We start from the raw sequence: 21,188 nt of genomic DNA, 5'->3' as shown, positions 1-21,188 counted from the left end.
CTTAGTCTGACTTCTGTTGCGGTAACTGTCGGATCCCAAGCTCGGTTGCCAGGATCATCTGCTGCTGAAAAGGCACGGCATTGACGATGGCCCGCCCCTCCACTTCGGTGCTAAAGCGAAAGGTTTGCCCCTGATCGGTGCTCACCGCCCATAAACCGGCATTGCCGGTCAGGTAAATGGCTTCTGGCTGCACAATGACGCTGTTAATGGTTGCCTGAGAGTCCAGCACCATCGCCTGCCAGCTGTCGCCTTCATCATCGGATAAAAACACATGACCGCGTAACCCAACCGCCAACCAATGCCCCTCAGTCGTTACCGCCACATCAAACAAGGACCCGTGGTAAAAAGGCTCCAACAACTCCCAATGGCGCCCAAAGTCGTCACTGATGCCCATAAAGCCGGCTTCACCCACCATCAGCAGCTGACCGTCGGCCTGATACAGCCGGTTAAAATGCGGCAGAATGGCTGTCAGCTCGATGGCATAGAGCTCAGGGTCGTCGTCCTTCAATTCAAGCAGATAGTCTTGCTCCTCTTCATCGAGCAACTCCAAATGAAACTCTACCTGCCAGCTCTGACCACCATCCTCGGTTCGATACATCAAACCATAGGCGCCAACGGCAATGCCATGCAGCCTGTTTTCGAACAGCACATCCAGCAACGGCTTGTCGAGCTCAGGCAAAAATTGCTGCAGCTGCCAATGCTCACCCCCATCTGAGCTGTACAAAATGGTGGCATCATGCCCCACCGCCCAGCCATGCAGTTCATCCACAAAATACAGTGCATTTAAGCTGGCGCGCACCGGTACCTCGGCTTGCTGCCAGTGCTGCCCATCGTCGCTGAACAGAATATGGCCACGCTCACCAACAGCCACCAGGCGATTGGAAGGCAAGCGCTGGATGTCGGTAAGCAGGGACTGTGCCGCCAGAGGCGCCATCACGGCGCTTTTTGGTGACACCTCTGAGCTGGTGCCCATTGCCGGAGCGCTGATGAACAACAAAGCGCCCAGGGCAATGGAAATACTGCAGGCAAATTTCATCGGACTTATTCTCGGGTTAGATTGCAAAACGGCTGAGAAACTCAGCCGTTTTCAAAGCGTGTTGGGGTGAATTAACGCACGCCTTCACGACGCAAAGCAGCTGGTGTGAAATCACTGTCACTTAAGGTGACAGAGAAATCGTACATTGGGTGCTCGTTGTCCAGACCCAGCGCAATGTAACGACGCGAATTCAGATCATGGAAAACTTCCAGTGTACTCCAGTGCGTTGGGACTTCGTAGTAGTTCAGGCCATGCGCCATCGCCACCCGATACAGATCGCCACGGTTGTCGTACAAGTCGGCGACGTGGATTTGCCAGCTGTCTTCATCGATGTAGAACACCCGCTTGCCATACACATGACGCATGCCATCTTTCAAAGTCGCTTCGACTACCCAGACCCGGTGCAGCTCGTAACGGGTGTGCTCTGGATTGATGTGACCTGGCATCAGAATGTCGCTGTACCTCAGCTCGTTACTGTGCAGCTTGTAGCTGTTGTACGGGATGTACATCTCTTTTTTGCCCTTCAGCTCCCAGTTGTAGCGATCCGGCGAGCCGTTGAACATATCGAAGTCATCGGTGGTCCGCAGGCCATCCGACGCTGTGCCTGGTGCATCGTAGGCGACATTAGGAGCACGACGCACACGACGCTGCCCAGTGTTGTAAGTCCAGGCCTGACGTGGTGTAGCAACCTGATCCATGGTTTCGTGTACCAGCAAGGCAGTACCGGCCAGACGGGCTGGTGAGGTCACGCTTTGCTTGAACTTAAACAGAATGTTCTCCGCCATCAGGTTTTCAGGGGTTGCATCCGGATGGGAGTACTTAAACATGATCTGTTCGTCGAAACCGATAAAAGTGTAAGCACCGCTGGCGGTCGGAGCTGCCTGACCACCGTTTCGGGTTGCTGATACGCCGCGGTAACGCACAATATGATTCCAAATGGCTTCCAGACCGTTGCTTGGGATTGGGAAAGGAATACCAATGGCCGCATTGGCCAAGCCGTTACCACCTTCAATCAGCTCTGCTTTGGTGGCAATTTCTTTGGTCGCATCGTAAAAATACTGCGGGAACGAAGCTGAGCGACGTGTCGGATACACCGGCATTTTAAAGGTGTCCGGATACAGCTCAAACAACGCAATTTGTCCTGGGCTCAATTTGTCACGGTGCTGATTGACATTGCTGCTGTCAATCACAAACAAGACGTTGTCATCGGCAAAAGGATCCGGATGATGATCGCCTGGTTGAAAGCCAGCCGGCGGTGTCAAAATGCCACCGGTCCACTCAGGAATGGTTCCTTCAGCATTGCCGGCTCGTTCTGCCCCAATCGGCGTTAAATCCTGTCCAAGACGAGCAGCTTGCTCCGGCGTGATCTTTGCCAGTGCACTGCAGCTAATAACCATGGCTACCGCACTAGCCAGGAGGGTGAGTTTTTTCATAATGGTTCTCGTCCCTTACTTAAATGGAATACTTGATGTTAAAAGATACAAAGTCACGATCGGCCAGGTTGTTGGTAGTACCAACACCGCCCCAGAACCAGTTGTACGACAGCTCTGCCGACCAACGGCTCAGGTAATCGAAGCCGATGGTGTAACCCAAAGACTTACGACCTTGCACAAACATAAACAACGGATCCGGCGTGATGCCATTGACATCATGCGCAAAATTCACCCGATGCGTCAGGTTGCCGCCAGCCAGCACGTTGTTGTACTGAGCCTGAGCAAAAATCCGGTAACCCCAAGCCGACGCTGTCGGGAACGGGTTCGGCTCTGGACCATCAGACAGCGCCGTGTGCAAGCCTTCAGATGGGCCGAAGTCACCCACCAAAGGTGCGCCACTGCGGTCGGTATTGGGGCCATTCAACCGCAGTACCTCATGCGCTGGCATGCTGTGAATTTTAATGCCCCCCACCTCGGCCAACACCGTCAGGTTGTCGGTGCCAAGCACCGGACCAAACAGATGGGTAAAGGTCATTTGTGCCTGAGTGGTATCACGCTCAATGTAGCCCTGAGCCCGGTTACCTGAACCGACCTTTTCTCCGATAAAGCGACCAATTTGCGAAATACCCGCCAACTCTGGACGCAAACCAGCATTGGCCAACTGCTCGGGCATCCCGGCATACAGAATTTCGACATCATCGATTTGCAGAGGTTCGCCACGACGGTGGGCAATTTCACCGGCGACTGAGGTGGTGCCTACCGTGGTGTTAAAACTAAAGCCGTACAGCTTGATGTCTTCAGGATACTCCAACAGGCCATGGGCAAAGCCTTGCAACTGTAAAATGGAGTCTTTATCAATCTGACCGGCATTGGCTGCCAGGAAAGTCACATCCTGCATCAATGCTGTTTGACCAAAGTCAGAAGCGCGACCTGAAATCAGCGGCACCCGGCTGTGGTAGTTCATGTAGTAGAGCGCAAACTCGGTATCATTGAGTTCTGGTGAGAAATACTCGAATTTGACACCATACTGGCCACCATTTTTTGGCTTGATCTCACCGTTTGAACCATGAGGGCGCAGTGCTACTTTGGTTGGGTACGCCAGATACATTTGCGCGGCGGTAGCTGGATCAACAGCGCCGGAAGCGACCATGGTACCAAGCTGATTCAAGCCTTGCAGCACGTGGAATAAGTCAATGTCCGGGTTGCCCGCAAAGCCAAGCTGAATATTTTGATTGTGGCCACCGGCACCGGCAAAGTCATTGGTAGAGAAATAGGTACCTGGAGCTGGCAAATAGCTGTTTTCCCAATCGTACTGGTAGAACATTTCCATAGAGAAGTTGTCGGTCACACCCAACGCCATGGTCAACATGCCGACAGGAATAAAGGCTTCACGCAGATCCGCTCCAGGAGCCCGCAAAATACCCACATCAACCGGTGTGATGTTGATGCCATGCGGAATAAAGGTGCTCTCACCCCAACTTAGCACTTGCTGGCCCAGACGAACCGTCAACGGGTTCATGCCATCGTTCAGCGCAAAGTTGCCGTAGATGTAGGCATCAAGTAACCGCAAATCACGGCAGCTGAGCTCACGCGCTCTTTTATCGTCACAAGGATTGACCTGCTGGCCCGATAGCGGATTGGTGTACGCATAATTGCTGCCACGCTGCGCAAAGTCGTAAAAGTACATAAAGCGGCCAAAGAAGCCGATATTGTCTTTACGGATGGAGAGATCATGGGTGCCTTTGATCATGTTGCTGAACATATCACCACGATCAAAGTTTAGATTACCGGCATCCCCATTGCTGGAGTAGGCACCAGGTTGGGCCCAGATATCCTGCGGTGTGTAAATAACATTGGTGGCGGCATTGTAACCATCCCAGTCAAAGCGTGGATGATTGACTTTGCTGATGGAGTCCCAATCGCGTTCTGAGGTTCGCCAGCTGGCACCGTATGAAAATGTCGAATCAAATTGAATCTCGACATCCCCCAGTCGCCAGCTTGCCGCCTGGGAGCCGGCCGACACCGCCAGCAACGCAGCTGCCACACCCAGCGCCAAAGGCTTTTTATGGAAAAGAATTGGCCTTCTGTTCATTTCTGTTTCTCCCCCCCTGTCCCTGCAGGTCATTGTTATTTTTGTTGCGACACACTGGGCACTCATCGGAGCTCAGCGCACATGAATAAAATAATTACATCATTTTGGTAGCTTCGCAAGGCCTCTTGCCGGCTAAATCTGTTGATTTGTATTTGTTTTTTACCAGATAAACGAATTTACCAACCAAAGCCTACCCTCTTAGTTTAATCAGCTTTTGAAAAAACCCAAATTGCTGAACTAAGATAATGATAATTCAGTTGAAATGACACAGTCAGACAGACAGGCGTTTTAAGCTACCGTTTAAAGCAAAAGCTCTAACTATTTTTAATTAATTGGATCAGCTTGCCATCTGCATCCAGTGACAAGGTAAAGACGCCGTGGATGCCATCTTTTTGAATAAAGCGATGAAAATGCCTGGCCGCTATCTGGATCCGCTCGCCACTGTGCGCCGTGACGATCAGGTTACGGTAGTGGCCTTGATAGTAGCTCAGGCACTCATCGGCAGAAAGATGCAAGCTAAAGCGATACAGTTTCATCTGCAGGAACCATCAGGAAGCCAGCGCTTTACTGACTTTTTCAAAGACATCATCACTAATGCCCGCTCTGTCGGCCAAGCGTTCCAGTGCCGCCCTTAATAACGACTGACGCTCGGTGTCAAAGCGCTTCCAGGACAACAAGGGTGTGACCAGGCGCGCAGCCACCTGTGGATTGATGCCATCCAGCTGAATCACCGTGTCGGTTAGCAAGGCATAGCCGCGCCCATCCAAGCGGTGAAACTGACCTGGATTCAGCATGGTGAAGGCATGAAATACCGCCCGAACCCGGTTGGGATTTTGCCAGCTGAACTTATCGTGCTGACATAACGCTTCAATCTGAGCAAACACAGCTGGATCGGGGTTGGATGCATGCAAACCAAACCATTTATCCAGTACCAACACATCATGCTGCCAGGCCTTGCCGAAGTCTTCCATCAAGGTGTGAAAGCCGGGATACCCTCCTTGCTGAGCAGCTTTTAAAGCCGCCAATTGGTCGGTCATGGTGTTGGCATTGCGGTACTGCTGTTCAAGCACTGTCTTATTGCATTCAGGCAGCAGCGCCAGGAACTCAAGGCATCGATTCTTCAAGGCACGCTGACCAACATTGGTTTCATGGTAATCCGGAGTTGTCTGCCGCTGCTGCTGATAACAGTGCAACCAGGCACCGGCCAGTCGCTGACTGAGCTGACGCCTAAAATCGGTGATGGCATCCAAGATAGCGTCCACCGGTATCGGAGAAAAGTTTTCCGCAAAAACCGCATAGTCGGGAACTTTTAACAGCTCAGCCGTTAAAGCCAGGTCCGTTAATGGCTGATGCAACAATTGCTGATAAAAATCAAACAACCCTTCCGGCAGCTCATAAGACTCCCCTTTCGCCACAGCCTGCTGCAACCAACCCAACCAGCAGGACTGCAATGCATCCCAACGAGCAAAACCATTGCTGGCCTCAGTTGCAATGCGTAACAACTCAGCATCGCTGTAGTCATGCTGCAATCGCACCGGGGCTGAGAAGTCCTCCAGCACCACCGGCAAGGCAGTCGCCTCAACATTGTCAAAAGTCAGACTGGCTTGGGCGCTGGTCATCACGAACAACTCCGATGAAGAACGCTTGCTACCCAGCAATTGGTAACGAATTGGCAATACCAACGGCTGCTTTTGTGCCTGATCCGCTGTCGGAGGCGTCTTTTGCTGCAACGTCAAGGTGAGCTGACGCCTGTCAGCATCGTAGCTGCGCTTCACGCTCAGTACCGGGGTCCCGGACTGCTGATACCAGCGGCGGAAGGCGGTTAAATCCTGTTGATTGGCATCCTGCATGGCCTGAACAAAGTCGTCGCAGGTGACCGCCTGACCATCGTGCCGCTGAAAATACAACCGCATCCCTGCCTGAAAGCCGGCCTCCCCCAGCAAGGTGTGCAGCATACGAATGACTTCAGCGCCTTTGTCGTAGACAGTGACGGTGTAAAAGTTATTCATTTCCATCACCTGCTCAGGCCGGATAGGATGCGCCATCGGGCTGGCATCCTCGGCAAACTGGGCCGTACGAATCACCTGAACCGCATCAATCCGATTGACAGTGGCCGAACCCATATCGCGGCTAAACTCCTGATCACGAAATACCGTCAAACCTTCTTTTAAGCTGAGCTGAAACCAATCCCGGCAAGTGACTCGATTGCCAGTCCAATTGTGAAAGTATTCGTGGCCAATAATGGATTCGACATTAAAAAAGTCTTTATCGGTGGCACTGGCTTCACTCACCAACACATACTTGCTGTTGAAGACATTTAAGCCTTTATTTTCCATGGCCCCCATGTTGAAGAAATCCACCGCTACCACCATGTAGCGCTCCAGATCATACTCCAGCCCGAATCGCTCTTCATCCCAGCGCATCGCTCGCTTTAATGATTCCAGTGCAAAACTGGCTTTGCTGCCCTGGCCTTTTTCGACATAAAACTCCAGCTGTACAGTTCGGCCCGAGGCTGTTTGGTACTCACTGCTCAGGGTATCGAAGTCGCCGGCAACCAGAGCAAACAAGTAGCAGGGTTTTGGGAATGGGTCTTGCCAGCGCACCAGACGACGGCCATCGGTCAGTTCGCGCTGTTCAACTTTATTGCCATTGGACAGCAAGAACGGGTACTGCTGAGGATCCGCAATCAAACTGCTGCTGAACAAAGACAGCACATCCGGCCGATCCAGGTAGTAAGTAATGCGCTGGAAACCTTCAGCTTCACACTGAGTGCAAAAGGTATTGTTGGCGTAATAAAGCCCTTCCAATGCCGTATTGGCTTGCGGTTGAAGCCGGGTTTTAATCACCAGACTAAAACGGTCATCCTGGACGGTTAAGCGCAGACTTTTATCGTCCAGTTGGTAATCGTCTGCGCTCAGCAGATGCCCTTTGTACTGTACCGACAGCAGCTCCAACTGCTGCCCTTGCAAACAGAGCTCTACCACTTTGGAATCAAGCCGCCGAATCTGAAGCTCTGCAGTCACCACCGTATTGACCGGATCCAACTCAAATGTTAAATCGGTACTTTCAATGCTAAACGCTGGTGGCAGGTAATCTGCCAGCCGTTTGAAAGGACGGCTGAGGGCTTCTGCGGACATAGCAACTCCAATCATCAGAAATTTTTTAGTATAACGTGAATCCGCCTGAACGATCGTTCAGGCGGCTAGGGTTACAGCTTTAAGTGCAGCTCTTGCTCGACACTTTCTGGCGGAGTCAGTTTGAGGATCTTAATGCCACAGTAGGCATAAATTACCGCCAGTACCGGGTTAATCAAGTTGAAGAAAGCGTAGATAAAGTAATCCAGCGGATTGACGTTAAGCACACCATGCATGTAGGCACCACAAGTATTCCAGGGGATCAAGGGGCTGGTGATAGTGCCGCCATCTTCTAAGGTTCGTGACAGGTTGACCGGTGCCAGGCCTCGCCGTTCATACTCTTCTTTGTACATCCGCCCCGGCATCACAATGGCCATGTACTGATCGGCGGTTAAAATGTTGGTTGCGATACAGGTAGCGATGGTACTGGTAATCAAGGATCCAGTGCTCTGTGCTGCTTTTAAGATGGATTGCACAAACTTGCGCAACAAGCCAATTTTTTCAATCACAGCACCAAACATCATGGCCGAGAAAATCAACCAGATGGTATTCAGCATACTGGACATGCCTCCACCGCTTAACAAGCGGTCCAAGTCATCGGTACCGGTTTCCAGCGCAAAACCATCAAACAAGGTAGCCCATACCAACTTGAGGCTACCCACGGTGTTGCCCAAATCCTGATCCAGGATACTTTGCATCAGCTCACGTTGAAACAAAAAGGCCCAGACAGCGCCCAGTAGTGCACCAATAAAGACCGTTGGGAAAGCAGGTACTTTTTTGATAGCCATCGCCAGCAGTACAAAGAGTGGGATTAAGGTCCAGAAGCTAATGGTAAAATGGTGTTGTAAGGTGCTGCTGATCAAGTCAATTTGCGCTGCATCGGCTGTGCCAGAGCTGTTCAAACCTATCAGGGTAAACAACAGCAAGGCCAAAACAATACTGGGTACTGTGGTCCACAGCATGTGCCGGATGTGCGAAAACAGCTCCGCGCCAGCCACAGCAGGTGCCAGATTGGTGGTTTCACTGAGTGGCGAGATTTTGTCGCCAAAATAAGCACCGGAAATAATAGCGCCGGCGGTAATGGCTGGCGACAGCCCCAATCCAGCAGCCACACCAATCAAAGCGACACCGATGGTGGCTGCTGTGGTCCAGGAGCTGCCAATACTCATGGCGACAATGCCACAGAGAATGCAGCTGGCGGCATAGAACCAACTGGGACTTAAAATCTGCATGCCATAGTAAATGAGAGTTGGCACTGTGCCGGCCAACAACCAGGTACCAATCAGGGCACCAACCGCCAGCAAGATCAATACCGCCCCCAATGAAAGCGCAATCCCCTTGGTCATGGCTTTTTCAATATCACTCCAGCGAAAGCCATTTTTCAGGCCAATGACCACAGCCACGGCCGAGGCTAAAAAGAGTGCGATCTGGTTTGGGCCATAAGAAGAGTCATCGCCAAACAGGATGACGGAGCTCGACAGCAGGACAATCAACACCAAAATAGGCAAGGAGGCATCGAGAAAGCTGGGTTCTTTTTTAGTTGTTGTCATTTGAACTCCTATAACCCGACCAGACGAAGCACCGGCTCAAGCACACCAATCAGGTGCAGGAACACAATGCTGACAGCGATCGGAGTAAACCAACGAATGGCAAAACGCCAAATTCCATAGACCAAACCAGAGGTTTGCAGCTCTTCTTCGGTCACTTTTTTCGTCATGACCCAGCCGGTAAAAATAGCAACCACCAAGCCACCCAATGGCAACATCACCGACGAGGTCAGGTAGTCAACCACTTCAAAGAAACTGGTGATGGGTTTGCCGAAAATGTTTAGTTCAAAGGTCGCCCAGGAGGCACCTGAAAAAGAAAACACCGTTAATAGGCCAAGCAGCCAGAGTGAGCCACCTGTGGCTGCCGTAGCCACCATCCGGTTTAACCCTTTGCGCTCGACCAGCCAAGCCACTGTCGACTCAATCATAGCAATGGCAGAGGTAAAGGCTGCAAACACCAGCATGACAAAGAATAAAGTGCCAAAGAAAGTGCCGAATGGCATGGAGCCGAACGCAATCGGCAGGGTCACAAAAATCAGACCGGGGCCTTCAGCTGGCGTCAGACCATACTGAAAAACCAACGGATAAATGGCAAGGCCTGCCAGCATAGCCACCGCTGTATCCACCAGCGCAATCAGCACTGAAGTTTTGGCGATGGAAACATTGGATGGCAAGTAGGCACCATAGATAATCATCGCGCCTGAAGCCAGACTCAAGGTAAAAAAGGCATGTCCAAGCGCCAACAACACGCCATTGATGGTCAGCTTGGAAAAGTCTGGGGTGAACATAAAGGCCAAGGCTTCACCAAAGGCACCATTGGTAGCCGAATAGATAGCCATAATCCCCAGCAACACAAAAAGACTGGGCATCAGAAAATTAACCGCTTTTTCCAGCCCTTTGTGCACGCCCTTGCCAACCACCAGCACGGTGACCAGCAAAATAACGGCGGACCAGGCCATCAGAGCCCAGGGATCTGCCAGATGGGCACCAAACTGGGCCCCTATCACGTCCGCGCTTTGCCCCTGAAAATCTCCCCGCGCAGTCTTCATCACATAGGCCAGCGCCCAACCGGCAACGACGGCATAAAAAGAAAGAATCAGGTAGCTGGCTAACAGACCGCTCCAACCGGCGACTTGCCAACGGGGGCTGGCACTGGCTTCTTGAGCCAGCGTCTTTACCGACAGCCCTGGACTTTGCCTTCCACGCCGCCCAATCAGGACCTCAGACATCATGACCGGGATCCCGATCAAAACAATGCACAACAAGTACACCAGAACGAAGGCCCCGCCGCCGTTCTCACCCATGATGTATGGAAATTTCCAGATGTTCCCAAGACCGACCGCGGCTCCAGTCGCTGCCAGAATAAAAGCAAAGCGACCAGACCACATGCCATGAACGGATTCACGTGCTCCCGACATAAACCAACCCTATTATTATTTATTGTATTTTATAATCGTATTTATATACAAAAAGGCTGGCGAGTCCAGTCGCCAGCCTGGTGTGCCCTGGTTATTGCTGTTTGGCGTAACGCCCTAACTGTAAAAAGTCTGCGGTAATCAATGCGGTTTCTTCCAGCAAAGGATCCAACTCATCCAGTACATCCGGCAAATCATCCATCGACTCAACCGGCTCTTTACCCAACAAGGCAAGACGAGCGTTGGCTCTGTCCAATTGGCGCTGTTCGCGCTCTTCACGCTGCTGCAAGCGCTCTGCTTTCACCAAAGAGACAAATTGCTCATCGCGCTGACGACGGAACTCTGCAATGTCATCTTTCAGGTAACGGAACTCCGGATTTTGTTGAATGCGGCGCTGGTGCTGCTCAGCCAACAAGGGTAAATAAGGCTCAAGCGTATCCAGGCGCTGGAACGACGCCGGTGGTATCGAATCCCAAGGCAGCGCATTCTCTTCGCGGCTTTCGCCCCAATCATCCGGGTCGACCGGTGATGGGAATAAAATATCCGGGATCACGCCACGATGTTGGGTACTGCCACCGTCAATGCGATAAAATTTGGCAATGGTGTATTGGACGCTGCCCAGTGAGTTTTCAAACATATCGTAGATACGCCCCAAACCACGATGCTGCTGAACAGTGCCTTTGCCAAAGGTTTGCTCACCCACCACCAAAGCACGGCCATAATCCTGCATCGCTGCAGCAAAAATCTCCGATGCCGAGGCGCTGAAACGATCGACTAGCACCGTTAAAGGGCCATCGTAGTAGCTAACACCATCGCGGTCCTGACTGACCGAAATTCGGCCGGAGCCCTCTCGAATTTGCACCACTGGGCCACGTTCAATAAAGAGGCCGGTCAATAAGGTAGCCTCTTGCAGTGAGCCGCCGCCATTTCCACGTAAATCAATAACAATGGCATCCACCTGCTTTTCTTGCAGCTTGGCTAGCTCTTTCTTCACGTCCTCGGCCAAATTGTTGTAAAAACCAGGAATGGTAATCACACCAATGCGCTTATCAAGTTCTGAGAACATAGGCTCAAAAATACTACCTTTCGCCGCGCGGTCTTCTAAGCGAATTTTATCCCGAACAATGGACACCACGCTGGTGGTGCCTGAGACCATGGAGCCACCGCTCAAAACTTGCAGACGAACGGTGCTGCCTTTAGGCCCTTTGATCAATTCGACCACATCGTCCAACCGCCAACCGACAACATCAACAAAATCTTCTTCGTCCTGCGCTACACCAATCACACGATCTTTAGGCTTTAACTGCTGAGTTAAATCGGCCGGACCACCGGGCACCAGGCTTTGGATCACGGTGTAGTCATCTTCGGCCCGCAGTACGGCGCCAATGCCTTCCAACGATAAGTTCATATCCTGTTGAAAACGTTCAGCATTTCGCGGGGACAAATAAGACGTATGGGCTTCGATGCTGCGACCGTACGCGTTCATAATCAGCTGAAATACATCTTCATTGTTGGTTTGACGCAGGCGGTTTTGAGCATTGCTGTATCGACGTTGCAACAACTCCTTGGCTTCTTCTTGCGATTTACCGGTTAGCTTAAGATTCAGGGTGTCAAACTTAACGCGCTGGCGCCACAACTCGTCCAATTCCTGCTGCGTTTGCGCCCACTCCGCCTCTTCCCGATCGTAGTAATAATGATCGTCTTCTTCAAAATCAAATTCGGTATCGAGCAACTGCAAGGCATAGCCAAAACGCTCATAACGCCGTTGAAGACTCAGGTTAAACATATCGAAGGCAAAGTTCAGATTGCCGCGATTGAGTGCATCGCTGAACTGGTGACGGTACTTGGAAAAAGCTTCGATATCGGATTGCAGCAAAATGGTTTTGTTAAAATCCAGGCTCTTTAAAAAGCGCTCAAACACCCGTTCAGAAAATGCCTTATCCAAAGTCACCGGCGCATAGTGGCCGCGTGTAAAGAGTCCGGAGATACGCTTGCTGGCAGTCGCATGCTGCGATTCCTGAGCCAGAATTGGCAAAGGCTCTGGCGCAGTATCGCTTTGCTCTTCAGCATAAGCTGTACTTTGCCAAAGGGTGAAGGCCAACAGAATAGCTAAGGTTTGTCTCATAATACTCTCTTTGACGTTGCCGTAAGCGCTTGCCTTTATTCTTGTTGATACAAGCTTTCACGGCTGGTTTTAATCACCATGCCAGATTGCAATTGCACGGTTACCTCATTGCGATTGATTTCAGTCACAGTTGCAGGCATCGGCGCCTGGCCCAGGCGAACAAGGACTTTAGCCCCCGTGGTCAGAGTCGCTTCGGCCACTGGCGTCAAGTTTGCCTGCTGTTGTTTTTTTACCGCTGCAGCGGGCTTTTGGTTTACTTTAGATTTTAGAGCCTGAGTATTAGAACGGCCAGCCGGCTTTTTGTTCATAACCTTTTTATTTGGGGCATTCGACGCTTTTTGTCCTGCTGTTTTTTCTGCCTGGCTTGCCCGCGCACGCTGCTTGCGCTGCTCGGCTACTTTGGCTTTGCTCTCAGCCAGTGTATTTGCCGCATGTTCAGCTTGCTGTGCATCAATTTTGGCGACTTCCTGGCCTGCCAAATCAACCCGGGCGGCATCCAACTGAACCGATTGCAAATAGCGCCAACTGGACGTGTACACCCGCAATGCCTGACGTAGCTGCGTTTTACTGACCGGACTGTCTGCATCAAGATTGGCCGCCAAATCCTGGAAAATACCGACTTTTAAAGGTTTTGCCGGCCCCTCCGCCGAAAAGCAGTCTGGGTATTGGCTTGCCAGATAAGCAATCACTTCTTTAACCGAACCTAAACGACTCGTTGTAGTTTGTTCGCTTTTTTCAACAGCGTTTTCAGTTTCTGCTGGCACATTGCTCTCCGCCGCATCGTGCGATTGGGTTGCTTGGGTCTGGTTGTCAGCGGCATCTGTAGTTGGGGTGGTCATCAATCAATACTCTTCTTCTTCATCATCGTCCAACGGTTCAGGCTCGGCTGACAGTTGGTTCTCTATATAGGTTTGCGCCCAGTCAATCAGCTCATCCTCACTGGCTTCCAGCAGTAAGGTATCAGCCGACAACTGTTGCCACAACTGACTGAGCAGGGTCTCCACCTGCCCGGTTGGCGTTTCTTCCGGGAATTGTGGCCAAATGGCGTGGTAAATAGCATTCATCTGGTCAGCGACCAATTCTTCTTCGCCATCCCAATCGCCCACATCTTGTGGACTGAAAAGATAGTCTTGTATTTTCAGCAAAGCTTTCATTCTATGCTTTGCTCCAGCAGTTGAACCAGCTGCTCCAGCGCCTGCTGATCGGTTGCCGAGAACCGCTCAAGCACCGGGCTGTCAATATCAAGCACCGCCAGAATCTGCCCGCGATGCCGGACTGGGATTACCAGCTCAGATTCACTGGCAGCATCGCAGGCGATGTGCCCCGGGAAAGCATGCACATCGGCAATACGCTGGGTTTGACCAGTAGCAACCGCTGTGCCACAGACCCCTTTGCCAACCGGGATCCGTACACAGGCGACCTGCCCCTGGAAAGGGCCTAGCACCAGTTCGTTATCACGCATTATGTAAAAGCCAGCCCAGTTCACTTGTGGCAAACTGTGGTAAATCAGCGCACTTAAGTTCGCCATCTTGGCAATCAAATCAGGTTCATTGTCGACAAGGGCAGCGGCTTGCTGCAACAGCAGTGGGTAGTGATCAGCTTCGGTTGAACTCATGTCTCATATCTGAAAGGACGGCAGAACCCTAACATTACTTGGTTTGGCGGAAAAATTAAACCATTTCTTTACCAAAAGCTGGTTTTGGCGGCACCGCTGCAGACAAATTAACCAGTCGGATGCTGCGGGCTTTGCCAGGTCTTCGGATTTGCCGGGTAATAAAAGCTTGGAACCTGCGTTTGATGCTGAAAAAAGCGGGTATCTTTGTGCGGTAACTTCATAAAACCGCCGACCCCCTCACCGCTGATGAGTGGTACCTTTCGTAAGATGCTGGCCAGTAAGGTTGCAAAATCTTGCTCTTTGGTCACATCCAGCAGCCGATAATAACTGTGGATCTTCATGTAAAGCGGAGTGACTTCGAAAATCAGACAGCCGGTATGGCGAATGCCATTCAGCTGTGCAATATCGTCCATAATGCTGTCCGGCAGGATCAGTTGCTCATCGGGATCCTTGCCATCTTCAAAGTAGGAGTGCTGCTTGCTGGAGGCATCACTGCTAAGTACCGGGGCTATCCGGTAGGGTAAAGTTGCATCCGCCGGAGGAGTAAAGGGCTGGTGCACACTGTCACGACTGATATGGATGGTATTGCGCGCATTAAATAGACAAGCTTTAAAAATACCGACCCGGCCAATGGCCTGCGCCAAACGGACCACATTGTTGACGGCCAGTGCAAATGCCGGCACCAGACTGTCGTCATAAAGATTCAGGCTGGAATCAATGTAGACCCCTTTGGGTTGCCAGTGAATCGCCAGGCCGCCGACCACCGGGTAACGCGCCAGCCGGCTTACCGCAGCAATAAAAGCTTTTTCGGTATCGCCCATGCCCTCCAGATAGTTTTTGTAGTAACGCTCCAGTTGGGCATCGTCCACCAGACCAATGCCATCTTCGATGCTGTGCTCACGCAAGAAGGACTTACGCGATGAATAGACCACCGTATCCAAGTCATGCCGGACCGGGCTCACCCAGACTGGCAGCAAGGGTTGATCATCGAATAACGGCAACTCGGGCAACACCCACTGCCGGAACTTTGCAGCTTGCTGCAAAAAATAATCGCCGGCTTGCTGCCTGAGCAGCGCATCGTCGGACAAGAGCGCATCCAACAGCGTTGCCAGCGCTTGCGGCAACCCCAAACTTCGCGCCGGTATGGCTTTGTAGCCAAAGCGACAGGATTGGCCCGATGCCAGCGCATAGAGGGTACTGGCGACACCTTGTTCATCGAACCTAGGACTGGATAAGGCGCCAGACCGCTGCTCCGGGCCAATAAAATACACATCCCCCAAACGCGCATTGGAATGCTGTAAGTCTGATGACATCAACCCCATCACATCATTGCTGATAAACTGGCCTTGCTCGTCGGTTTGCGCAAACACCGAGGAGCCCCAGTCGACCAGGCTGATTTGCTCGGTTTCCGGGTCAAACACCAGATTGGATGGTTTGATATCACCATGCACAATCGGCGCCGCGGCCCCCTCTTTTTTGTGCTGCCGAAGCGCCAGCAACAATTCAGCCAGCTGTGCTGCCAGCTTGACCAGCAAGCGGGCGGACAATCGACCATGGCGCAGACTGTATTGCTCCAAGTCCATGCCTTTGGCCCGCCCCATCATTAGGATCCCTTGCTTTTTTATCAGCTGGTAAGTAATGAAGCGCGGTACGGCCGGATGCTGCACTTGCGACAGCATGTAGGCCTCATCGGCAAGACGCTCCTGAATGTGTTGCGGTAAGGTAATGCGGGAGAATTTAAAGACGCACTGCTCCCCTTGCACACTGACCCCAGCAAACGCAAAACCGTAGGCTCCCTTGCCAATCAGTTCAATCTGCTGATACCCGAGCTTTTCGAGCTCGGACATGCACAACGCAACCCACTCCTTTAATTTGCGGGCATCGTTGGCATTGAGCAGATAAAAGGATTGCTCTTCCGGGATGTAAAAGTTACGCAGCTGATGTTTGTACATCCTTGCTAAGCCTTAACACAGCGCGAGCTGGCCCAGTGCCGCAGTGCTGCCACTGATTCGGCCATCACCACAGAAATTGGCTGAGTTTGGCTTAGCTCCTGCTCTAAGTGATGCCAGCTAAGTGGCGAGGCCTCACTTTGGGCGCGGAAACTGGCGCCCACCACGGCCTGCTCCAGCTCAGCACCGGAAAAGCCGGTAGTAAGGGGTAGCAGCTTTGTCAGCCCCTCCGCATCCAGCTCCAGCTCACGACGCTGCAGATGCAGTTTCAGCAGTGCCAGCCGCTCGGCTTCCTCGGGCAAATCGACAAAAAACAGCTCATCAAAACGGCCTTTACGCAGCAGCTCGGGTGCCAATTCATGGATGTTGTTGGCAGTTGCTACCAAAAAAACAGCCGCTTTGCGCTCTGCCATCCAGGTTAGCAAGGTCCCCAGCAAACGCTTGCCAACACCCTGATCACCCTGGCCAGAGCTGATGCCTTTTTCAATTTCATCAATCCACAGCACGCAGGGAGCCATGGCATCGGCCAGTTGCAGCGCCTGGCGCAGATTTTTTTCCGTTTCACCTATGTATTTGTTGTACAAACTGGCCATATCCAGCAACAGCAAGGGGACACCAAAAGCGCCTGCAATGGCTTTAGCGGCCAGACTTTTGCCGGTGCCCTGCACTCCGGTCAGCAACACGCCTTTCGGGGTATCGCGCTGCTGCTGCACAAAGACAGTTCGGCGCTGCAGCAGCCAGTTTTTGAGGTTGTCCAGCCCTACCACATCGTCCAGCGCTTTGGTGTCGTAGACCTGGCTGAGCACACCTTCGGTTTGCAACAGGCGGAATTTAGCAGTATTAACCCGGCTGACATCGGCCGGGCTAATGGCACCATCGTTGGCAATGGCTTTGTAGGCCAGGCGCTTTACCTCCTCGAAGGTCAGGCCTCGTAAATTTTGCACCAATTGCTGCACCGCTTCTGGCGGCATATCGGCCAGCTCGCCGGTGTGCTGCTGATACAATTCGGCCGCTTCCAGCACCAGTTGGCGGACCTGTTGATCGCTGGGCAGATGCAGTTCAAAACGGTAACAGAGCCGAGCCAGCTCCGCAGGGATCGAGATAGCATGACTGAGCAGCACCAGGGTATGACCAACCTGCTCGTGCATCAAGGCAATTTCTTTTAAATAACGGATATGACGGGGTTCTTGCAAAAACGGATGAAAATCACAGAGCACATAAATCCCCGGATTCTTACTGCCCTTAATTTGCGCCAGCACTTGCTGTGGCTCGGTATTGAAAGTCTGCGCATCGGATGGCACATCCAGTCGGCGCAAACCTTCGGTACAGCTCCACTGAAACAAAGGACGAAATAGGTTGACGGCCAGCCGGCGAATCAATTGCAAGGCTCGCTGCTCTTCATAGCTTTCAATCACAATCAGCGGGCTTCGCGCCTGCAACAACACTTTTAAATCATCAAATTCGTGCATTGATAACTCTGGCTGCATTCTTTACGTTTATAGTGCCGCAGTATGCTGATCTTGCCAAGCACAACTGCGAGCTTTACTGTAAGGGTATGGGAATACCGCTACCATTTGGCGTAATGATCCTCACTAAAGCCCCAGACACCGTCCAATTGAATGCCTTCATCCGCTAACTGGATCCGGCCAGAATAACGGCCAAAGTGCTGGCTGAAATTGGAAGCCAGCAGCCCCAGATTGATTTTTTCCTGTCGCAGGCCTTGCGGTTCAAACTGCAGCCGGATAATGCCGTCGCTTGATATCATCGTCCAAGGGGTACCAGGCTGATAGCGATCAAACTGAAAATCAACCATAGCAATCTTGATGAGGCGGCCATCCAGCCAGAGCGCATTTTCGCTAAAGCCGGTTTCATTGACACCGGCAGCCAAATTAAAACCGAGCCTACGCCCATCCGGTAAAAAGCAGGACAGACTGCCCCAGTTCCAGAAGGTTTCCCGCCGCATATAGCCAGCCGTCCAGTCGACACAAGCCAGGGTGTTAAGGGCTTGCAAATCATAACGACGGTTTTGCCACTTCAGCTGACCATTGCAAGGCAAGGCGGTGGCTTTTTGAGTAAAGACCCAGCCCTGATAGCCAGCGCGGCTGCAAACGGATAAAGGTTGGTATCCTGTGGACTCATCAATGCTGGCGGTAAATTGCAGCTGTTTTAATTTCACCTCGACAAGGCGCCTGCCTGGCTGCGACGAGGCATCTATGCTTAGGTAGTTTGCGCCTTTACGAAAAAGGGCTTTACCCCTCCCGGGCTGGGTCTCTATCCGGGTGTTACGCGCTAAGGGCTGAAGGAAGCTGAACTCTTCGAACTGCCGGGTCTGGATGTCGTAACAATAGACAAAAGCATTGCTGACCCACTTTAAATCCACAATAGCCACACCAATCAGCAAACTTTGGCTGCTAAAACCAATAAATTGAAACTGATTAAATTTAAAGCGTTTGGCGAAAGCGCCCAGCCGCTTGTCCATGGCACTGCGCAAGTCGTAATCAAGATAGTTGATGGTCTCGACACCATCCGGGAAATAGCCAAATTCAGGCTGGCCATTGGTGTTGATTAACTGCGTTTTGCGTGCCATTTAGGCTCCTATCGGTATGCTTGTTTAAGCAATGCTAATAGTGATAACGGCATGAAATGATAGTAATAGCCGTATCATCAACTGCATACACCAACCGGTTGGTATCATCGATACGGCGGGACCAAAATCCAGCCAGGTTTTCTCTTAATGGTTCAGGCTTCCCAATGCCAGCAAAAGGAGTGCGTTTTGTATCCTGGATCAGTTTATTGATGCGTTTGAGGGTTTTCTTATCCTGAGTCTGCCAATACAGGTAATCGCGCCATGCTTCATCCGTCCAGCAGAGCAAACGGCTAGTCATCCACCAGCTCTCTTTGGCTTGCTTTGCCGGCTTTAAATTGGGCTATCGAGCGCTGCAGGTGCTCAGCGTTAGCAGGTGAGCGCAGTAAATGCACCGTCTCCATCAGGCTGTTGTAGTAATCCAGCGACATCACCACCGCATCGTCCGCATCACGGCGCGTGATCACCGTGGTATCGGCATTATTGACCACTTCATCCAGCACCGATTTCAGGCTATTTCTGGCTTCAGTAAAAGAGACGATTTTCATAAAGATCACCTGTACAGTAAACAGAACAAGTATAAATAGCCAGCTCTGACTTGTACAGTAAGTAGCACAGAAATAAAAAACCCATGCCGGAGCATGGGTTTGATTGCAACAGCTGTGCTGGTGTTACTTCATTGCCACCAGCATGGCCGCTGGTTGCTCCAGGTATTGCTTCCACAGATTGCAGAAACGGGCAATGGTACCGCCATCAATCACCCGGTGATCGCCCGACCAGCTGATTTGCATCAGTTGCCGAGCTTCGACCTCACCTTTAGCATTAAAGCGCGGTAAGCTTTGTACCTTGCCAAGAGCAACAATGGCCACTTCCGGCTTATTGATGATGGGTGTTGCCACCGTGCCGCCAATGGCGCCAATGTTGGAGATGCTGATGGTCCCGCCTTTGAGCTGATCCGGGCTCACCCGCCCTGCCCGGGCCTGATCGGTCAGCTCAGTCAGCTCTTTTGCAATATCGACAATGGATTTTTGCTCACAGTGTTTGATGTTTGGCACCAACAAGCCCACTTTAGAGTCCACCGCCACACCAATGTTGTGCGCTGCTTTGTAGATAAGCTCGCTGCAATCGGCATTGACCTGACTGTTCAGAATTGGGAACTGCTGAATAGCCATCGACAATGCTTTCATAAAGAACGGCATCATGGTCAGCTTCACGCCTTGCTCACGGTACTGATCTTTCAGCTGGTTGCGCAATGCGCTCAGCTCGGTTAAATCAATTTCGTCGCAGTAGGTAAAGTGCGGAATGCTGCTGACCGACTCCATCATCTGCCGGGCCATCGCCGCTTTGACGCCTTTAATCGGCTCGACTCTGTCTTCTGCTGCAGCCGTTGCCACAACGGTGCTGCTGGCTTTGGCCGGAGCCGCTGCTTTGCTGGTGCTGGTTGTGGTGGTTTTGCCATCGGCAAAAGCACGCACATCCTCTTTAAACACCCGGCCTTTATCGCCAGAGCCTGGCACCTTGCTGATGTCCACATCCAGCTCGCGGGCCAAACGCCGTACTGCAGGGCTGGCTACCGCTTTACCCGGGCGCAGCTCGGCTTGTTGCGTTTCGCTGCTTTGCACAGGGCAACTGGCGTTGCTGCTTGCGCTGGTTGCGGGCTTCGCGCTGGCCGCAGCCACAGAGCCGGCGATACGCATGCCAAACAAGGGCTGATGCACCTTGGCAATGTCGCCTTTTTGATAATACAGCTTGGTGACGGTGCCGGAATATTTGGCCGGAATTTGCACCAGCGCCTTGTCGGTCATCACATCACAGACTGGTTGGTCTTCTTCGATGCTATCGCCTTCGGCCACCAGCCATTCGACAATTTCACACTCGACAATGCCTTCGCCGATATCTGGCAGGATAAAGTCTTCTTCGGCTTCAGCCTGGTTGCTGTCAGTTGCCTCCGTCACCGGCGCACTGGCTGTTGACTCTGCACTGGCTGTGGCCTTGGCACTGGCAGCGCCTTCACCAGCCAACTCCATTTCAAACAAGGGGCCGTGCACCTTGGCGATATCGCCCTTTTGGTAGTACAGCTTGGACACCACACCATCATGCACTGCAGGAATTTGCACCAGCGCCTTGTCGGTCATCACATCACAAACCGGCTGATCTTCTTTGATGGTTTCGCCTTCGGCCACCAGCCATTCGACAATTTCACACTCGACAATGCCTTCGCCAATATCTGGCAGAATAAAATCTTTTTTCATGCTGCC

The 21,188-nt window shown here is 52.0% G+C and carries 17 protein-coding genes; all 17 read right to left on the bottom strand.

Features of this window, described 5'->3' with window-relative positions; translation table 11 throughout:
- Nucleotide 1: 1 nt before the first annotated feature.
- Nucleotides 2-1,036 carry a WD40/YVTN/BNR-like repeat-containing protein gene (locus tag Q3O59_RS05925; protein ID WP_305944696.1) on the bottom strand — a complete coding sequence of 345 codons (1,035 nt, stop codon included), beginning with the start codon at nucleotides 1,034-1,036 and terminating at the stop codon, nucleotides 2-4.
- A gap of 71 nt (nucleotides 1,037-1,107) precedes the next feature.
- Nucleotides 1,108-2,469: a DUF1329 domain-containing protein gene (locus Q3O59_RS05920; protein WP_369812357.1), complete on the bottom strand. Its 1,362-nt coding sequence runs from the start codon at nucleotides 2,467-2,469 to the stop codon at nucleotides 1,108-1,110.
- 19 nt (nucleotides 2,470-2,488) lie between these two features.
- Nucleotides 2,489-4,561 carry a DUF1302 domain-containing protein gene (locus Q3O59_RS05915; protein ID WP_305944695.1) on the bottom strand — a complete coding sequence of 691 codons (2,073 nt, stop codon included), beginning with the start codon at nucleotides 4,559-4,561 and terminating at the stop codon, nucleotides 2,489-2,491.
- 314 nt (nucleotides 4,562-4,875) lie between these two features.
- Nucleotides 4,876-5,097 carry a DUF2835 family protein gene (locus Q3O59_RS05910; RefSeq protein ID WP_305944694.1) on the bottom strand — a complete coding sequence of 74 codons (222 nt, stop codon included), beginning with the start codon at nucleotides 5,095-5,097 and terminating at the stop codon, nucleotides 4,876-4,878.
- A gap of 12 nt (nucleotides 5,098-5,109) precedes the next feature.
- Nucleotides 5,110-7,698, bottom strand: a complete 2,589-nt coding sequence (gene pepN, locus Q3O59_RS05905; protein WP_305944693.1) for an aminopeptidase N — start codon at nucleotides 7,696-7,698, stop codon at nucleotides 5,110-5,112.
- A 71-nt stretch (nucleotides 7,699-7,769) separates the two neighbouring features.
- Nucleotides 7,770-9,245 (bottom strand): Na+/H+ antiporter NhaC, encoded by a 1,476-nt coding sequence (nhaC, locus tag Q3O59_RS05900; protein ID WP_305944692.1) that lies wholly within the window; start codon nucleotides 9,243-9,245, stop codon nucleotides 7,770-7,772.
- 8 nt (nucleotides 9,246-9,253) lie between these two features.
- Nucleotides 9,254-10,660, bottom strand: a complete 1,407-nt coding sequence (locus tag Q3O59_RS05895) for a sodium-dependent transporter (RefSeq protein ID WP_305944691.1) — start codon at nucleotides 10,658-10,660, stop codon at nucleotides 9,254-9,256.
- Between the two features lie 91 nt (nucleotides 10,661-10,751).
- A complete protein-coding gene (prc, locus tag Q3O59_RS05890) occupies nucleotides 10,752-12,782 on the bottom strand; it encodes a carboxy terminal-processing peptidase (protein WP_305944690.1) in 2,031 nt (676 codons plus the stop codon).
- A 35-nt stretch (nucleotides 12,783-12,817) separates the two neighbouring features.
- Nucleotides 12,818-13,621, bottom strand: coding sequence for an RNA chaperone ProQ (gene proQ, locus Q3O59_RS05885; protein ID WP_305944689.1), 804 nt, complete (start codon nucleotides 13,619-13,621; stop codon nucleotides 12,818-12,820).
- Nucleotides 13,622-13,624: 3 nt separating this feature from the next.
- On the bottom strand, nucleotides 13,625-13,936 hold the full coding sequence (locus tag Q3O59_RS05880) for a hypothetical protein (RefSeq protein ID WP_305944688.1): 312 nt from the start codon (nucleotides 13,934-13,936) through the stop codon (nucleotides 13,625-13,627).
- Nucleotides 13,933-14,397 (bottom strand): free L-methionine (R)-S-oxide reductase MsrC, encoded by a 465-nt coding sequence (gene msrC / locus Q3O59_RS05875; protein ID WP_305944687.1) that lies wholly within the window; start codon nucleotides 14,395-14,397, stop codon nucleotides 13,933-13,935. The genes Q3O59_RS05880 and msrC overlap by 4 nt, the downstream gene beginning before the upstream one ends.
- A gap of 107 nt (nucleotides 14,398-14,504) precedes the next feature.
- On the bottom strand, nucleotides 14,505-16,349 hold the full coding sequence (locus Q3O59_RS05870; RefSeq protein ID WP_305944686.1) for a protein kinase domain-containing protein: 1,845 nt from the start codon (nucleotides 16,347-16,349) through the stop codon (nucleotides 14,505-14,507).
- A gap of 5 nt (nucleotides 16,350-16,354) precedes the next feature.
- A complete protein-coding gene (locus Q3O59_RS05865; protein WP_305944685.1) occupies nucleotides 16,355-17,815 on the bottom strand; it encodes a Ycf46 family AAA ATPase in 1,461 nt (486 codons plus the stop codon).
- Between the two features lie 98 nt (nucleotides 17,816-17,913).
- Nucleotides 17,914-18,933, bottom strand: coding sequence for a DUF2804 domain-containing protein (locus Q3O59_RS05860; RefSeq protein WP_305944684.1), 1,020 nt, complete (start codon nucleotides 18,931-18,933; stop codon nucleotides 17,914-17,916).
- Between the two features lie 34 nt (nucleotides 18,934-18,967).
- Nucleotides 18,968-19,231: a Txe/YoeB family addiction module toxin gene (locus Q3O59_RS05855; protein ID WP_305944683.1), complete on the bottom strand. Its 264-nt coding sequence runs from the start codon at nucleotides 19,229-19,231 to the stop codon at nucleotides 18,968-18,970.
- Nucleotides 19,224-19,478, bottom strand: coding sequence for a type II toxin-antitoxin system Phd/YefM family antitoxin (locus tag Q3O59_RS05850; RefSeq protein ID WP_305944682.1), 255 nt, complete (start codon nucleotides 19,476-19,478; stop codon nucleotides 19,224-19,226). The genes Q3O59_RS05855 and Q3O59_RS05850 overlap by 8 nt, the downstream gene beginning before the upstream one ends.
- 123 nt (nucleotides 19,479-19,601) lie before the next feature.
- The gene (locus Q3O59_RS05845; protein ID WP_305944681.1) at nucleotides 19,602-21,182 is read right to left on the bottom strand and encodes a dihydrolipoyllysine-residue acetyltransferase; all 1,581 of its coding nucleotides are present in this window, start codon (nucleotides 21,180-21,182) and stop codon (nucleotides 19,602-19,604) included.
- Nucleotides 21,183-21,188 lie beyond the last annotated feature (6 nt).

The organism is Alkalimonas delamerensis, assembly GCF_030717955.1.
In the GTDB taxonomy this organism is placed as follows: domain Bacteria; phylum Pseudomonadota; class Gammaproteobacteria; order Enterobacterales; family Alteromonadaceae; genus Alkalimonas; species Alkalimonas delamerensis.
The sequence above is the reverse complement of the archived record's forward strand: the minus strand, read 5'-3'. Positions and strand labels throughout refer to the sequence as shown.